Origin of the sequence: Streptomyces sp. WM6372, assembly GCF_001279655.1 — a bacterium.
Taxonomy (GTDB): domain Bacteria; phylum Actinomycetota; class Actinomycetes; order Streptomycetales; family Streptomycetaceae; genus Streptomyces.
In genome coordinates, this window is record NZ_LGDB01000190.1 from 41497 (window position 1) to 56960 (window position 15464).

The 15464-nt window shown below is 72.2% G+C and carries 17 protein-coding genes; 10 read left to right on the plus strand and 7 right to left on the minus strand.

The annotated features are described in order from the left end of the window. Window positions 1-42 precede the first annotated feature (42 nt). Entirely contained in the window at window positions 43-1437 is a 1395-nt protein-coding gene (locus ADK52_RS20840) for a PH domain-containing protein (RefSeq protein WP_053691353.1), read from the minus strand. Continuing rightward, the gene (locus ADK52_RS20845; protein ID WP_053691354.1) at window positions 1434-1925 is read right to left on the minus strand and encodes a PH domain-containing protein; all 492 of its coding nucleotides are present in this window, start codon (window positions 1923-1925) and stop codon (window positions 1434-1436) included. Before ADK52_RS20845 ends, ADK52_RS20840 begins: the two co-directional genes overlap by 4 nt. 31 nt (window positions 1926-1956) lie before the next feature. Here ADK52_RS20845 and ADK52_RS20850 point away from each other — a divergent pair, with 31 nt between their 5' ends. Genes ADK52_RS20850 through ADK52_RS20860 form a run of 3 tightly spaced genes read left to right on the plus strand, consistent with a single transcriptional unit; the run spans window position 1957 to window position 4243 of the window. After that, on the plus strand, window positions 1957-3099 hold the full coding sequence (locus ADK52_RS20850) for an NADH-quinone oxidoreductase subunit D (RefSeq protein ID WP_053691355.1): 1143 nt from the start codon (window positions 1957-1959) through the stop codon (window positions 3097-3099). Between the two features lie 54 nt (window positions 3100-3153). After that, window positions 3154-3999 carry an arylamine N-acetyltransferase family protein gene (locus ADK52_RS20855; RefSeq protein WP_053691356.1) on the plus strand — a complete coding sequence of 282 codons (846 nt, stop codon included), beginning with the start codon at window positions 3154-3156 and terminating at the stop codon, window positions 3997-3999. Between the two features lie 28 nt (window positions 4000-4027). After that, entirely contained in the window at window positions 4028-4243 is a 216-nt protein-coding gene (locus ADK52_RS20860; RefSeq protein WP_030158518.1) for a hypothetical protein, read from the plus strand. A 49-nt stretch (window positions 4244-4292) separates the two neighbouring features. Here ADK52_RS20860 and ADK52_RS20865 read toward each other — a convergent pair whose 3' ends face one another. From ADK52_RS20865 to ADK52_RS20880, 4 genes are all read right to left on the minus strand, one after another. Beyond that, complete coding sequence (locus tag ADK52_RS20865) at window positions 4293-5324, minus strand: hypothetical protein (RefSeq protein WP_053691357.1); 1032 nt, start codon at window positions 5322-5324, stop codon at window positions 4293-4295. A gap of 101 nt (window positions 5325-5425) precedes the next feature. Next, window positions 5426-6412, minus strand: coding sequence for an ABC transporter substrate-binding protein (locus ADK52_RS20870; RefSeq protein WP_053691358.1), 987 nt, complete (start codon window positions 6410-6412; stop codon window positions 5426-5428). Between the two features lie 100 nt (window positions 6413-6512). Continuing rightward, on the minus strand, window positions 6513-7178 hold the full coding sequence (locus tag ADK52_RS20875; protein WP_053691359.1) for an ABC transporter permease: 666 nt from the start codon (window positions 7176-7178) through the stop codon (window positions 6513-6515). A 4-nt stretch (window positions 7179-7182) separates the two neighbouring features. Then, window positions 7183-7965, minus strand: a complete 783-nt coding sequence (locus tag ADK52_RS20880; protein ID WP_053691360.1) for an ABC transporter permease — start codon at window positions 7963-7965, stop codon at window positions 7183-7185. A 155-nt stretch (window positions 7966-8120) separates the two neighbouring features. Here ADK52_RS20880 and ADK52_RS20885 point away from each other — a divergent pair, with 155 nt between their 5' ends. Beyond that, window positions 8121-9083, plus strand: coding sequence for an ABC transporter ATP-binding protein (locus ADK52_RS20885; protein ID WP_053691361.1), 963 nt, complete (start codon window positions 8121-8123; stop codon window positions 9081-9083). A 76-nt stretch (window positions 9084-9159) separates the two neighbouring features. Here ADK52_RS20885 and ADK52_RS20890 read toward each other — a convergent pair whose 3' ends face one another. Further along, window positions 9160-10269 carry an alpha/beta hydrolase gene (locus tag ADK52_RS20890; RefSeq protein ID WP_053691362.1) on the minus strand — a complete coding sequence of 370 codons (1110 nt, stop codon included), beginning with the start codon at window positions 10267-10269 and terminating at the stop codon, window positions 9160-9162. Window positions 10270-10421: 152 nt separating this feature from the next. Between ADK52_RS20890 and ADK52_RS20895 the strand changes: the two genes are divergently transcribed. The 6 genes from ADK52_RS20895 to ADK52_RS20920 all read left to right on the plus strand — a co-directional run bounded on the left by ADK52_RS20895 (window position 10422) and on the right by ADK52_RS20920 (window position 15452). Further along, the gene (locus tag ADK52_RS20895) at window positions 10422-12281 is read left to right on the plus strand and encodes a phosphatidylglycerol lysyltransferase domain-containing protein (protein WP_053691363.1); all 1860 of its coding nucleotides are present in this window, start codon (window positions 10422-10424) and stop codon (window positions 12279-12281) included. A 166-nt stretch (window positions 12282-12447) separates the two neighbouring features. Further along, complete coding sequence (gene folP, locus ADK52_RS20900; RefSeq protein ID WP_053691364.1) at window positions 12448-13320, plus strand: dihydropteroate synthase; 873 nt, start codon at window positions 12448-12450, stop codon at window positions 13318-13320. Between the two features lie 52 nt (window positions 13321-13372). Further along, window positions 13373-13816 (plus strand): nuclear transport factor 2 family protein, encoded by a 444-nt coding sequence (locus ADK52_RS20905; protein ID WP_078988493.1) that lies wholly within the window; start codon window positions 13373-13375, stop codon window positions 13814-13816. Window positions 13817-13946: 130 nt separating this feature from the next. Continuing rightward, window positions 13947-14306: a dihydroneopterin aldolase gene (gene folB, locus ADK52_RS20910; protein WP_030158540.1), complete on the plus strand. Its 360-nt coding sequence runs from the start codon at window positions 13947-13949 to the stop codon at window positions 14304-14306. Next, window positions 14303-14911 carry a 2-amino-4-hydroxy-6-hydroxymethyldihydropteridine diphosphokinase gene (gene folK / locus ADK52_RS20915; RefSeq protein ID WP_182508589.1) on the plus strand — a complete coding sequence of 203 codons (609 nt, stop codon included), beginning with the start codon at window positions 14303-14305 and terminating at the stop codon, window positions 14909-14911. Before folB ends, folK begins: the two co-directional genes overlap by 4 nt. A 52-nt stretch (window positions 14912-14963) precedes the next feature. Further along, window positions 14964-15452, plus strand: coding sequence for a DUF3180 domain-containing protein (locus tag ADK52_RS20920; RefSeq protein WP_053691365.1), 489 nt, complete (start codon window positions 14964-14966; stop codon window positions 15450-15452). Window positions 15453-15464 lie beyond the last annotated feature (12 nt).

Here is a 15464-nt window from a genome sequence, read left to right on the forward strand (position 1 = left end):
TCAGGTCCGCCAGGGGCATCCTGCGGTCAGGTCATCCAGCGGTCAGGTCATCCAGCGGTCCGGGCGGGCGTCCGCGCGGGAGGTGCGGGAGCGGGCCGCCTGGGCGTCCAGCAGCTCGGCGGCCTCGGCCGCCGGGCGCAGCCGGGCCGTGACCGTACCGTTGGCGCCGGTGTCCACATGGACGTCGGCGAGCCCCAGCACCCGCTCCCACGGGCCCTGGGTGAGCCGGACGCTCTGCACCTTGGCGTGCGGGACGATCTCCGTACGGCGGCACAGCAGCCCCTTGCGGGCGGCGAACACGTCCGCGGAGACGGCCAGGGCGTACCCCCTCCACCACACCGGGACCACCCACCGCGACCCGGCCTTCGGGGACCGGCCGAAGGCGAGGGCGGCCAGGTCCACGCCCGGCAGCACCCGCGCGACGACCGCCTGGGCGGCGGCCCGCGAGGCCACCGGGACCAGCACCCCGTTCTTCGAGCCGGCCACCGCCAGCTCCACCCGCACCCACTCACGGCGCCGCCACAGCAGCGGCTCCACGATCCGTACGGTCTGCACCCGACCCGGCGGCACGGTCTCGTGGGCCCGGTCCAGCAGCCCGTGGTCGAGGCGCAGCCCGTCGGGGGACTCGGCGACCCGCCAGTCGAACTCGGTGAGGAACCGGCCCGCCGTACCCGACCAGAGCCCGCCCAGCATGGGCAGCATGGTCCCGATCGTCGCCCAGGGGTTCCCGCTGAACCACCACACGGCGACGGGCACGCCCAGCCCGGCGGCCAGCGCCCCCCACGCCGAGAGCGTGAGCAGCAGCGACACCACCAGGTCCCGGGGACGGACCCGCAGCAGCTCCTGCTGGGGGGCCTCACCGAGGGCGGCGGCCTCCGCGGGCGCGAAGCCGGCCGCCCGGGCCAGCAGCTCGGCGCGCAGGGCGACGGCCTCGCGCTCGTCGAGGAAGGCGAGCTCGTCCTTGTCCTCGGTGCCGATCACGTCGAGGCGCAGCTTGGCGACGCCGGCGACCCGGGCCAGCAGCGGCCGGGTCACGTCGATCGCCTGGATGCGGTCGAGGCGGATGTGCGCGGTGCGCCGGAAGAGCAGTCCGCTGCGGATGCGCAGCTCGGTGTCCGTCACCGCGTAGTGGGTGAACCACCAGCTCAGGAACCCGTACACGCCGAACACCACGACCAGGCCGGCCAGGGAGAGGGCGCGCAGGGTCACGGAGAGCCCGCTCGCCCACCGCTCGACCTGGTCGGCCTGCTGGACGACGACGCCGACGGTCGCGGCGATCGGCACCCACGCCCGGCGCAGCGGCGTGAGCAGGTGCAGCCGGCGCTCGACGGCGGACGCGACGGCGGACGCGGCACCGGATGCGGCACCGGATGCGGACGCGACTTCGGGTGCCGCTTCGGGCGCGGGGGCCGGTTCGGCGGCCGGTTCGGCGGTCACAGGCCCGCCGACCTTGCCTCGCCGAGCTCCGTCAGCCGGTCCCGCAGCCGCTGCGCCTCGGCCGGGACCAGTCCCGGAATCTTGGCGTCGGTGGCCGCGGCCGCCGTGTGCAGCTGTACGGAGGCCAGCCCGAAGCGCCGCTCCAGCGGCCCCGAGGTCACCTCGACCAGCTGCATGCGCCCGTACGGGACCACGGTCTGCGCCCGCCACAGCACCCCGCGGCTGATCAGCAGGTCATCGGCGCGCTCGGCGTACCGCCAGGACCGCCAGTTGCGGCCGAGCAGCACCCAGCCCCAGACCAGGGCCACCAGCCACACCGCCCCCACGGCCGCCCACGCCGGACCGGCCGTCAGCCCCAGCAGCACCGCGGTCCCCGCGGCGAGCGGCACCGCCCATATCGCCAGCAGCAGCCGCCGCAGCCTGAGCAGCCCGCCCGGAAGCCCCACCCACTCGGGCCGCCCCGTCTCACCCGTCGTCCCCGTTTCCATGCGCTCAGCGTAGGGCTGCGACAATGCGGCCATGACGGAGACCACGGTCGGCATCGGCGGAGCGGCGGAGAGCACCGACATGGTGCTCAACATCGGACCCCAGCACCCTTCCACGCACGGCGTGCTGCGCCTGCGCCTCGTCCTGGACGGCGAGCGGATCGTCAGTGCCGAGCCGGTCGTCGGCTACATGCACCGCGGCGCCGAGAAACTCTTCGAGGCGCGCGACTACCGGCAGATCGTGATGCTCGCGAACCGCCACGACTGGCTGTCCGCGTTCTCCAACGAGCTCGGCGTCGTGATGGCCGTCGAGCGGATGCTCGGCATGGAGGTCCCCGAGCGGGCCGTGTGGATGCGGACCCTGCTCGCCGAGCTGAACCGGGTGCTGAACCACCTGATGTTCCTCGGGTCGTACCCCCTCGAACTGGGCGGAATCACCCCGATCTTCCACGCGTTCCGCGAGCGCGAAGAGCTCCAGGCCGTCATGGAGGAGATCTCCGGGGGCCGCATGCACTACATGTTCAACCGCGTCGGCGGCCTCAAGGAGGACCTCCCGGCCGGCTGGCTCGGCCGGGCGCGCGCCGCCATCGCCGACGTCCGCACCCGCATGGACGTGTACGACAAGCTGGTCCACGGCAACGAGATCTTCCGCGGCCGCACGCGCGGGGTGGGCGTGCTGTCCGCCGAGGCGGTGCACGCGTACGGGGTCTCCGGCCCGATCGCCCGCGCCTCCGGCGTCGACTTCGACCTGCGCCGCGACGAGCCGTACCTGGCGTACGGGGAGCTCCAGGACGTCCTGAAGGTGGTCACCCGCACCGAGGGCGACTGCCTGGCCCGCTTCGAGTGCCTGCTGGACCAGACCCACAACGCGCTCGACCTGGCCGTGGCCTGCCTGGACCGGATGGCCGAGCTGCCGCCCGGGCCGATCAACCAGCGCCTCCCGAAGGTGCTGAAGGCACCCGAGGGGGCCACGTACGCCTGGACCGAGAACCCCCTCGGCATCAACGGCTACTACCTCGTCTCCAAGGGCGAGAAGACCCCGTACCGGCTGAAGCTGCGCTCCGCCTCCTACAACAACATCCAGGCACTGTCGGTGCTGCTGCCCGGGCAGCTGGTCGCGGACATGGTGGCGATCCTGGGCTCGCTGTTCTTCGTCGTGGGAGACATCGACAAGTGATAAGTCGCGGGAACTCCCGCGACTGCGCGGGCGTTTCCTGCTTAGGGTGCGGCCATGACCCCTGGCCCGTTCGACGGCTACCTGCGGCGGCTCGGTTTCGCGCGGCCGCCCCGGCCCACCGCGCAGACGCTGTTCGCGCTCCAGCGCGCCCACGTCGAGCGCGTCCCGTACGAGAACCTCGGCATCCAGCTCGGCCGGCCGCCCGGCATCGACCCCGAGCTGTCCGTACGCCGCATAGCGGCCGGGCACGGCGGGTACTGCTTCCACCTCAACGGCGCCTTCGCGCTGCTCCTGGAGCATCTCGGCTTCGCGGTGACCCGGCACCTGGCGGGCGTCCTCGGCCCGGCCGACCGCGAGCGCCGCGACGTCAACGGCGACCACCTCGCGCTGACGGTCCGGGTCGACGGCGAGCAGTACTTCGTCGACACCGGGCTCGGCGACGGCCCGTACGAACCGCTGCCGCTGCGCGCCGGAACGTACCGGCAGGGAGGGTTCACGTACGGGCTGGGCCCGCTGGACGGGGACCGGCCGGGCTGGAGGTACGTCTACGACGCGGGCCCCTTCCCCGTGGTCAACATGTACGCGGAGCCGGCGACGACCGCCGACTTCGAGGCCACGCACCTGCGGCTGTCGACCACGCCGGACTCGGGCTTCGTACGGACCCTCGCGCTGCTGCGGCGCGACGCCCACGGCATCGACGCGCTGCGGGGCCGGGTGCTGAGCCGGACCGAACCGGCGAAGAGGCCGACCGAGCGGATCCTGGACACCCAGGGTGAGTTCTGGGCGGTGGTGGGCGGTCTCTTCGAGCGCAGGCTCGACGACCTGACCCCGGCAGACCGGGCGGCGCTGTGGGACCGCGTCTGCGCGTCCCACGAGACCTGGCTGGCCGGCCGGGGCTGATGTCGGTACGGGGGTGCAGACTTGGGGCATGTCCCACTCCCCCCGACGGGCCTGCCCCGCATGCGGACGCGACTGCGCCGTGACCGCCGGACGGATCGCCCGCCACGACCCTCCCGCCGGCCGCGCCCGCGCCGACCTGATCTCCTGCCCGGGCTCCCGGGCCCGCGTGGTGCTCGGCGCCTCGGCCCCCACCCTGGACGGCTTCGCCCTCCCGCCCCTCCCGGGCCAGCTCCCGCTGTTCTGAGCGCGGGACCGGCCCGAGTGCGCCGGACCGGCCGGACCGGCCGGACCGGCTACGAGATCGCGGTGCGGAGGCGGACCACGTCGATCGGCTCCGTCTCGTCGTGGGCCGTCAGGTCGATGACCTGGCCCACCGCTCGCTGTTCGGGGGTGGGCTGCTTGAAGCCCTGGTCCTTGACCGGCTGCTCGGCGGCGGTCAGGTCAGCCTGGGCCGACTCCGCCTTGTGGACCGCGAGGGCCTCCGCGCCGACCACGTCGGCCAGGTCCTCGTTCTGGACCGATTCGATCACCGCACGGGCCTGCGCCGCGGTCTTGGTGCCGAAGAAGTCGAAGCCTCCCTCGACCCGGGACGCCGAGCGGCGCGCGGCCGAGTACGGGGCCACCGCCGCGGCCGGCCGGCGCGCCGGGACCGCGCCCGTACGGGCGTGCCCGGTCTCCAGCGCCATCGGCTCGGCGCCCTTGGCGGGAAGCGCCTTCGGCTGGGCCGGCTCCGCCTCCGCCTTGCGCGCGAGGGCCGCCATGGCGGCATGGGCCCGGGCGTAGCCGACGCTGGTGGGCGCGCCGCTCGACGTCCGCTCCTCGCTCACCGGCGGGAGCTCCTTCGGCGCCGCCGGGGACTCCGGGGCGGCCGAGGCCTCGATGGCGAGCAGCCGGCGGCCCTCCAGGGCGCTGGCCCGCTCGGTCTCGGCGGTCGCGTACCGCCGCAGCAGCGCCGCGTGCTCGCCGCGGAGCCCCGCGAGTTCGACCCGCTTGGCCCGCAGCTTCGCGTCCAGCTTGGCGCGCAGCGCCCGGGCCTCTTCGAGGTCGGACTCGAGCTCGGCTATCCGCTCCTCGGTCTTCCACTCGTCCTTGATCCGCTCGCGCGCGAGTTCGGCCACGCGGCGCCCGGCCGCACGGTCCCAGGCGCGCATGACGACGGCGCCGGACACGCCCGCCGCCGCCGAGAGGGCCACGAGCAGGCGCAGGGGCAGGGGTTCCGCGAGCAGCCAGGCCGCGGCCGCACTGGCGACGGAGACTCCGGCCACGGTCGTCGGCGTGAGCAGCCGGTGCAGGGGTTCGGGATTGCGGTGGCGTCCACGGGGCATGGCCTGAAATTTACAGGGCGTGGAGGTCGAGTGGGGTAACTGCCCGGCAATCTGTGGCCGGGCAGTTACCCGTCATTTCTCCACCAAACCCGTAACTACTCCTACTTCGTGAGGCCCTTCGCCTTCAGATAGGCCTTCGCGGCGTCCGCCGGCTTCTCGCGCTGGGCGTCCACCTGCTTGTTCAACTCGACGAGGTCGGCGGTCGTGAGGACCTTGGTCAGCTTGTCGAGGGCCGCCGCGATCTCCGGGGAGCCCGCGTCCTTGGCGTTGACCACCGGCAGGACGTTGTCGGCGTTCTGGAGCTTCTTGTCGTCCTCCAGCAGGACCAGCCCGAAGGAGTCGAGGGTGGCGTCCGTGGTCGTGGTGAGCGCCAGCTGGTCCACGCCGTCCTTGACCGCCTGCTTGGCCTGCGGGGTGCCGACGCCCTTCGGGTCAATACCGGAAACGTCCATTCCGTACGTCTTCTTCAACCCGGGCGCGCAGAAGGGCCGTACGGAGCATTCGTCGCCCGCCGCGATCTTCACCTTCAGCCCCGACTTGCCAAGATCGGAAAGCGTCTTCAGGTTGTTCTTCTGGGCGAATTCCTTCGACACCGCGAACGCGTTCTGGTCGACCGCCGGGCCCGCCGGCAGCGCCTTCAGGCCGAGCGGGCCCGCGAGCTTCTCCAGCCCCGCGACCGTCGCCGCCACGTCGCTCGACGCGACCGGCTTCTCCTCCGGCGCCTTCGGCCCGTTCACCTTGGCGTTGAGGAACTCGGCGAGGGTGGCCGCGTACTCCGGGACGACGTCGATCTCGCCCTTCTCCAGCGAGGGCTCGTACAGCTCGCGGTTGTTGACCGTGGTGATCGACGTGCTGTAGCCCGCGTCCTTGAGGACCTGCGCGTACAGCTCCGCCAGCACGTTGGACTCGGTGAACCCGGCCGCGCCGATCACGACCTTGCCCTTGCCGGAGCCGGAGTCCGAGGGGGCGGAGGCGCCCGACCCGGTGTCCTTGCTCTTCTCCAGGCTGTCGCCGCCGCACGCGGCGAGGGAGGCGGTCAGGGCCGCCGCCCCCAGTACGGCGCCGAGGACGCGCGTGGACTTGCTCATCTTGTGCTCCTCCAGGGGAGTGGGAACGACCAGCGAACGGGGGGTGGGGCGGGCAGGTGCGGGGCGGACGGCTGCGGGCGGACCGGTGCGGGCGGACGGGTCAGCGCGCCGCCGGGCGCGGGAAGAGCCGGTCCGCCGCCACCAGGGCGCCCTCGACCAGCAGGGCCAGCGCAGCCACCAGCAGCGCCCCGGCGAAGACCTGCGGCGTGTTGTACGTGTTGAAGCCGGCGGTGATGATCCGGCCGAGGCCGCCCTGGCCGACCATGGCCGCGATCGTGGCCGTGGCGATCACCTGGACGGCGCCCGAGCGCAGCCCGGTCATCACCAGCTCGCGCGCGAGCGGCAGTTCCACCCGCCAGAACAGCTGGCCTCCGGACATGCCCATGCCCCGGGCGGCCTCCACCACCGAGCGGTCCACCTCGCGCATGCCCACGTACGCGTTGGTCAGCAGCGGCGGCATGGCGAAGAGCACGAGGGCGGCGATGGTGGGCAGATAGCCCGCGCTGCGCAGCGGCGAGACCATGAACAGGGCCAGCACCGCGAAGACGGGCACGGCCCGCCCGATGTTGGAGACGTTGACGGCCAGGGCGCCGCCCTTGCCGATGTGGCCGAGCCACAGGCCGATCGGGAGGGCCACCGCGCAGGCGATGGCGAGGGAGATCCCGCTGACGTAGACGTGCTCGCCGAGCCGGTGCCACACCCCGTTCTCCCCGGACCAGTTGGCCCCGTCCGCCAGCCAGTCCCAGGCCTGTCCGAGCACGCCCATCGCCTCAAGCCCCCTTCGTCGGAGTCGTCCGAGCCGTCCGAGCCGTCCGAGCCTGCGTGGGGGCCGGAGCCTGAGCCGGCGTCCCGGGAGTCGCCGCCGGCCTCGTCCGCCGCGGGGCGCGCGTCGCCCGCGTCCACGGCGTGAGCAGCCGCTGTACGCCGAGCAGCAGCAGGTCCGCCGCCAGGGCCAGCAGGACGCACAGCACGGAGGCGGTGAGCACCTGGGCCTTGAAGGAGCTGTTGACCGCCGGGGCGATGAGGTTGCCGAGGCCGCCCTTGCCGACGATGGAGCCGACGGTGGTCAGCGCCACCGTGGACACCGTGGCGATCCGCACCCCGGCGAGCAGCGCGGGCAGCGCCAGCGGCAGTTCGACCTGCCACAGCAGCCGCGCCGGCCCGTACCCCATCCCGCGCGCGGCCTCCCGCACCTCCTCGGGGACGGCTTCCAGGCCGGCCATCGCGTTGCGGACCAAGATGGTCAGCGAGTACAGCACCAGCCCGGTCACCACGAGTGAGGCCGACAGCCCGAACAGCGGCAGCAGCAGCGAGAACATGGCGAGCGAGGGGACCGTGTAGAGCAGGGTGGTCAGGCCCAGCACCGGCGCGGACCACCGCCGGCCGCGGCGGGCCAGCAGGGCCAGCGGGAGGGACACGACGAGGCCGATAAGCACCGACACCCCCGTGATCCACACATGTTGGACCGTGGCGTCGGTGAGCTCCTGGGAGCGGGACGTGACGTAGTCCCAGCAGATCCAGTCGTTCGCCACCAGGCAGTTCTGCCCGGCCATGTCCTCACCCCCCTGCCACCGCTGCGTACACCCGTCCGAATGGGCACGGGTCAACAGCGACCATAACCCCCGTCGCCGACAATGGCCGGAAACCTTCGCACCGGGGTAATACTCCCGTCACAAACAACCCGCGGCGCGTGGGGGAGGATGGGCGTGTGATCCGATTCGAGCATGTGACCAAGCGCTACCCCGACGGGACCACGGCCGTCGAGGACCTGTCCTTCGAGGTGGCGGAGGGTGAGCTGGTCACGCTCGTGGGCCCGTCCGGCTGCGGCAAGACGACCACGATGAAGATGGTCAACCGGCTCATCGAGCCGACCTCCGGGCGGATCCTGCTCGGCGGCGAGGACATCGCGAGCGCCGATCCCGTGGAGCTGCGCCGGCACATCGGGTACGTCATCCAGCAGGTCGGACTCTTCCCGCACAAGACGGTGCTGGAGAACACCGCGACCGTCCCGCAGCTGATCGGCACCCCCAAGGCCACGGCCCGCGCCCGGGCGGCCGAGCTCCTGGAACTGGTGGGGCTGGACCCGGCCGTGTACGGGGGCCGGTACCCGGAGCAGCTGTCCGGCGGGCAGCGCCAGCGCGTCGGCGTCGCCCGGGCGCTGGCCGCCGATCCGCCGGTGCTGCTGATGGACGAGCCGTTCGGGGCGGTGGACCCGGTGGTCCGCGAACGCCTCCAGAACGAGTTCCTGGCGCTCCAGCGGACGGTGCGCAAGACGATCCTGCTCGTCACGCACGACCTGGAGGAGGCGATCCGGCTCGGCGACCGCATCGCCGTCTACGGCTCCGGCACCATCGAGCAGTTCGCCCGCCCGGCCGAGGTGCTGGGCGCCCCGGCCACCGAGTACGTGGCCTCCTTCGTCGGCGCCGACCGCGGCCTGAAGCGGCTCGCGGTCACCCCGGTGGAGCGGGCCGACCTGACGCGGGCGGACGGGAAAGCCCCCACCGCCGAAGTGGCGCTGGGGGCGAGTCTGCGCGAGGCGCTCGCGCTGCTGCTTCAGGAGGACTCCGGCCGGATCGGGGTCACGGATCCGGACTCCGGTGAACTGGTCGGCGTACTGACCCCGGAGGGGGTCCACCGGGCGCTGCGCCGGGCCCAACTGCAAGAGGCCTAGGAGGCCTGGGCCTGATCCTGATCCAGGCCTGGCCTGATCCTGGGCCTGGGCGCGGCCTCGGGTCCGAGGCCGGGCCTCAGGCCTGGATGCGGTTGCTCATCCACACCAGCATCGACGGGATCTCGCGGCGCCAGGTGTTGAAGTTGTGGCCGCCGCTGTCGAGGATGATCGAGGAGACCCGGTCCGGGCCCTTGACCAGCTTGATGAACTTCTTGGTGTCGTCGAGGTTGGGCTCGCCCGTCTCGCTGCTCGTGACCAGGAACGACGTACCGGTCGGCTTCTTGTGCTCGATGCTGTGCAGGACGTCCGCGCGCTTCTTCAGCTTGTCGTCGCCCTGGAACAGGTTGCCCGTCGTCGCGTCGTTCGCCGCGTCGTAGTACGCGGACAGACCCGCGGCGGCGCCGAAGGTCTGCGGGTAGTGCGCGGCGATCTTCAGGGCGCAGTAGCCGCCCGTCGAGTTCCCGATGAAGCCCATGTTCTGCGGCTTCTTGCCGACCCGGAACGTGTCCTGGATGGCCTGCGGCAGGTCCTCGGCGAAGAAGGTCTCGGTCTGCGGTCCGCCGGGTATGTCCACGCACTCGGTGTCGCGCGGCGGCGCGATGGTCGGGCGCAGCATCACCAGGATCATCGGCTTCATCTTGCCCGCCTTGGCCTGCTTGAAGGCCGTCATCGGGTAGTTCAGCCCTTTGATCAGGTTCTCGGCGGTGCCCGGGTAGCCCGTCAGCACGATGGAGGCCGGAAAGTTCTGCTCCTTGTGCTGCGGCTGGAAGTACTCCGGCGGCAGCCACACGTACCCGGGGCTCGTTATTTTCGACTTCTGCCCGGTTATGGCAACCTTCAGGATCTGTCCGCCGACCTGGGGCTGGGCGCCGCCCGGCACGTCGAGCTTCTGCTTGTCGACGACCTTGATGTCCTTGCTGCTCATGGAGTGGTCCACGACCTTGCCGACAGATGTCTGCTGGCCGAACAGGTCCGCCCACGAGCCGTAGAAGGAGAAGGACTTGTTCGCCGCCAGGCCCACGGCCGAGAACAGCGCCAGCTGGGTCGCGAGCAGGAGCCCGATCCGGCCGAGCAGCGCACGCCAGGTGCGGCCCGAGAGCCGGGGCCAGAACCACACCGTGGCTGCGAACAGCAGCACACCGGCGATGATGGCCAGCGCCAGAACCGTATTACTGGTGAGACCCATGAGCAGTCAGTCGACTTTCTGATGGCAGGACTAGTTTTTCTCGGCGGAAGAGTGAACCCGCTCGACCCCGATGTCGTCCTAGTGGACGCACCACACTCCGGAGGCTGTCGCGGCCTTCGGCCACATGATCTCTCGCGGAGCAACGGGAAGCGATGTCTAGCAGGATAGATGGCGATAAGTCGGGACAGGTTCCGAAGCAGGTCCGCCGAATCTTCCGCGGCCCACGACCGGAGTCGGTGCCCGGGCTGGTAGGTACGGCCGTCATGATCGTCGGCCTTCTGGACATCGCGGCGGGAGTGTTCCCGCGGTTCCGGCACAGCCGGATCCACGCGGTCACCGAGGTGCTGCCCGGCTCGCTGGGCCCCTTCGCAGCCGCCCTCGCCATCAGCGCGGGCGTCCTGCTGCTCCTGCTCGCCCACGGCCTCAAGCGCCGCAAGCGCCGTGCCTGGCGGGCCGCCGTCGTTCTGCTCCCGGCCGGGGCCGCGGCGCAGTTCATGTACCGGCACTCGGTCATCAGTGTCGTCATCGCGGCGGTACTGCTGGGGCTCATCGTGCGCCACCAGGGTGAATTCAAGGCGCTGCCGGACCCGCGCAGCCGCTGGAAGGCGCTGGCCAACTTCGTTCTGATGAGCGCCGGCTCCATCGGCCTGGGTCTGGTCATCGTCAACTCCCACCCGGGCCGCGTCGTCGGCCATCCGGGTATTTACGAGCAGATCAGCCACGTCGTCTACGGCCTCTTCGGCATCGAGGGACCCGTCGACTACGCCGGCCGCGTCTCCTGGACCGTGGGCTACTCGCTCGGCGCCCTCGGCATGCTGACCGCGCTCACCACCATCTACCTGGCCTTCCGCCCCGAGCACCCGGCCGCCCGGCTCACCGCCGACGACGAGACGAAGCTGCGCGAGCTGCTCGCCAAGCACGGAGGCCGCGACTCGCTGGGCCACTTCGCGCTCCGCCGCGACAAGGCCGTCGTCTTCTCCCCCAGCGGCAAGGCCGCCGTCACCTACCGCGTCGTCTCCGGCGTGATGCTCGCCTCCGGCGACCCCATCGGCGACGTCGAGGCCTGGCCCGGCGCCATCGAGCGGTTCATGGAGGAGGCCAAGGCCCACTCCTGGACCCCGGCCGTCGTGGGCTGCAGCGAGACCGGCGGCGAGGTCTGGACCCGCGAGACCGGGCTGGACGCCCTGGAGCTCGGCGACGAGGCGATCGTCGACGTCAAAGACTTCTCGCTCACCGGCCGACCCATGCGCAACGTCCGCCAGATGGTGAAGCGCATCGAGCGCAACGGCTACACCACCAAGGTCCGCCGCGTCAGCGAGCTGACCGAGGAGGAGCTGGAGCAGGTCCGCGGCGCGGCCGTCGCCTGGCGCGGCACCGACACCGAGCGCGGCTTCTCCATGGCCCTGGGCCGCGTCGGCGACGAGGGCGACGGCGACTGCTTCATCGCCACCGCCCACCGGGTCGAGGAGGGCGACAGCAGCCCGTTCGGCGACCTGAAGGCCATCCAGCACTTCGTGCCGTGGGGCAAGGACGGCATGTCGCTGGAGATGATGCGCCGCGACCGCGCCGCCGACCCGGGCATGAACGAGCTGCTGATCGTCGCCTCCCTGCAGCAGGCCCCCGAGCTGGGCATCGAGAAGGTCTCCCTGAACTTCGCGATGTTCCGCGCGGCCCTGGCCCGCGGCGAGAAGATCGGTGCCGGCCCGGTGCTGCGGATGTGGCGCGGCCTGCTGGTCTTCCTGTCGCGCTGGTTCCAGATCGAGTCGCTGTACAAGTTCAACGAGAAGTTCCGCCCCCGCTGGGAGCCGCGCTTCATGGTCTACCGCAGCAGCCGCGACCTGCCCCGCATCGGCTTCGCCGTGATGCAGGCCGAGGGCTTCGTCACGCTGGCCCTGCCCCGGCTGTTCGCCAGCCGCCGCCGTCCCAAGCCGGTCCGCACCTGCGCCCACACGCACCACACCGCCCAGGTCCCGGCCCAGGCCAAGCAGGAGCGCGAAGTCCAGGTCGCCTGATCCCGGGCCCCCGGCCCGGAGCCCGGCCCCGAGCCCGGCCCGCCGCACGTGCGGCGGGCCGGGCTCCGCCGTTTCCCGGGGCCGCCCGGGGCGGCGGCCGCGGGAAGCCGGCGGGCCCCGATCCCCGCGTACGGCCCGGCCAGGGCAGCGGCCCTACCCTGGAGCCATGAACATCGAGCGCGGGGCCACCGGCAGGGGCCGGGTCGCAGGCCTGCCGGAATGGGACCGCTGCGGGGTCATGGGCGTCGTCAACGTCACCCCCGACTCCTTCTCCGACGGCGGCCGCTGGTTCGACACCACCGCCGCCGTCAAGCGCGGCCTCGACCTCGTCGCCCAGGGCGCCGACCTCGTCGACGTCGGCGGCGAGTCCACCCGCCCCGGCGCCTCCCGCGTCGACGAGGAGGAGGAGCTGCGCCGCGTCGTCCCCGTGGTGCGCGGCCTGGCCTCCGAAGGGGTCACCGTCTCCGTCGACACCATGCGCGCCTCCGTCGCGGCCCGGGCCGTCGCCGCCGGCGCGGCACTGGTCAACGACGTCAGCGGCGGCCTCGCCGACCCCGGGATGATCCCGGCCGTCGCAGCCGCCGAGGTGCCGTTCGTGGTGATGCACTGGCGCGGCTTCAGCGACGGCATGAACCGCCTCGCCGTCTACGAGGACGTCGTCGCCGAGGTCACCGCCGAGCTCCGGACCCGCATCGACGCCGTCGTGGCCGGCGGGATCGCCCCCGAGCGGCTCCTCGTCGACCCCGGCCTCGGCTTCGCGAAGATGGCCGAGCACGACCTGGCCCTGGTCGCCCACCTCCCCGAGCTGCGCGCCCTCGGCTTCCCGCTGCTGGTGGCCGCGTCGCGCAAACGTTTCCTCGGCCGGATCCTGGCCGGCGCCGCCGACGCCGCCCCGCCGCCCGCCCGCGAGCGCGACGCCGCCACCGCCGCCGTCTCCGCCATCGCCGCCCACCAGGGCGCCTGGGCCGTACGGGTCCACGAGGTACGGGCCACCGCCGACGCGGTTCGGGTGGCCCGTGCGGTGGAAGGGGCTCTGTGATCCACCCCGCCGGTGGTGGGACCCGTACAGCAGCAGCCAGGAGAGGGGAACGGTGAGCCGTACCGACATCGAAGCCGTCGACGAGGTCAACACGGCCTTCTACGAGGCCATGGAGCGGGGGGACTTCGACGCACTGTCGGCGCTCTGGCTGGAGGACGAGATCTCCTGCGTGCACCCGGGCTGGCCGGTGCTCTCCGGCCGCGGCGAGGTGCTGCGCTCGTACGCGCTGATCATGTCCCACACCGACTACATCCAGTTCTTCCTCACCGACACGAAAGTCGCCGTCATAGGTGACACCGCACTGGTGACGTGTACGGAGAACATCCTCAGCGGCGGGCCCGCCGAGGACGGCGGAGAACTCGGCCCGCTCGTCGGCCAGCTGGTCGTGGCCACGAATGTGTTCCGACGCACATCGGAGGGCTGGCGGCTCTGGTCCCACCACGGTTCTCCCGTGCTGACGGACTCCGACGAGGACGGGGAAGAGGGCCCCGCCTGACCCCTCCGGCGGGGCCCGAGGTCTTTCGCAGGTAAATTCGAAGACGGACGACGCCGACCGCACTCGGCGCAGGCCCATGGATCCGGGGAGTCCCGGACCGGAAGCACCTACGAAAGCAGGAGTGATTCGCGTGGATCGTGTCGCGCTGCGCGGCCTCAAGGCTCGCGGGCACCACGGCGTCTTCCCCCGGGAACGCGAGGAAGGCCAGACCTTCATCGTCGACCTCGTGCTGCACATCGACACCCGCCCCGCGGCGGCCGACGACGACCTGGCGAAGACCGTGCACTACGGGGTCGTCGCCGAAGAGGTCGTCGATGTGGTCCAGGGAGAGCCCGTCGACCTGATCGAGACCCTCGCCGAGCGGATCGCCCAGCAGTGCCTGAAGCACGAAGCGGTGGCACAGGTGGAGGTAGTCGTCCACAAACCGGACGCCCCCATCACCGTCCCCTTCGACGACGTGACCATCACGATCACCCGGAGCCGCGTGTGAACAACGGACTGAACGCCCCGAGCGACCCCACCGTCCAGCCGGTGCCCGCATCCGTCGTCGAGACGGTGGACGCGGCGGACACCACCCTCTCCAACCCCAAATGGGCCGTCATCGCGCTCGGCGCGAACCTCGGCAACCGCCTGGAGACCCTCCAGGGCGCCATCGACGCCCTCGGGGACACCCCCGGCCTGCGGGTCAAGGCCGTCTCCCCCGTCTACGAGACCGAGCCGTGGGGCGTCGAGCCCGGCTCGCAGCCCTCGTACCTCAACGCGGTCGTCGCGCTGAAGACGACCCTGCCGCCGTCCTCCCTGCTGGAGCGCGGCCACGCCATCGAGGAGGCCTTCGACCGCGTCCGCGAGGAGCGGTGGGGCCCGCGCACGATCGACGTCGACATCGTCTCGTACGCCGACGTGGTCTCGGACGACCCGGTGCTCACCCTCCCGCACCCGCGGGCCCACCAGCGGGCCTTCGTCCTGGCCCCGTGGAACGACATCGACCCCGAGGCGCAGATCCCGGGGCACGGCCCGGTCGCTTCGCTGCTGGCCGGAATCGGCCTGGCCGGCGTCACGCCGCGACCGGACCTGGAACTCCGCCTGCCCGAGTAGTCGTTAACCTGAGGCCGACGAAGCGGCGGCGCGGAAAGCGGGGAACGGGCACGTGAAGCAACTGAGGCCGGCGGTCTTGGCGGGGATCTTCGTCGTCGCCGGGGTGCTGTCGTGGGCGGGCGCACGGCTGTGGAACGCGTACGGGACCCTGCCGGGCGTCCCGCTGGCCGCGCCCGTCGTGCTGGGCGCCATCGCGGTCGTCCTGCTGGCCACGGCCCTCTCGCTCCGCTCGCGCCTCAAGGCGCAGCGCGAGCGCCGGCCGGGCGCCAAGGGCGTGGAGCCGCTGATGGCGGCCCGCGCGGTCGTTTTCGGACAGGCCAGCGCCCTCGTCGCGGCCCTCGTGGCGGGCATGTACGGCGGCGTGGGCGTCTTCCTGCTGATGGACTCCCTCGACGTCCCCGCCCGCCGCGACCAGACCTGGTACGCCGGCTTCGCGGTCCTGGCGGGCGCGGCCGTCATCGCCGCCGCCCTCTTCCTGGAGCACATCCTCAAACTCCCGGAAGACGACGACACCACCCCCCACGCCCCCTCCCGCGCCTGAGCCCCCTTCCGG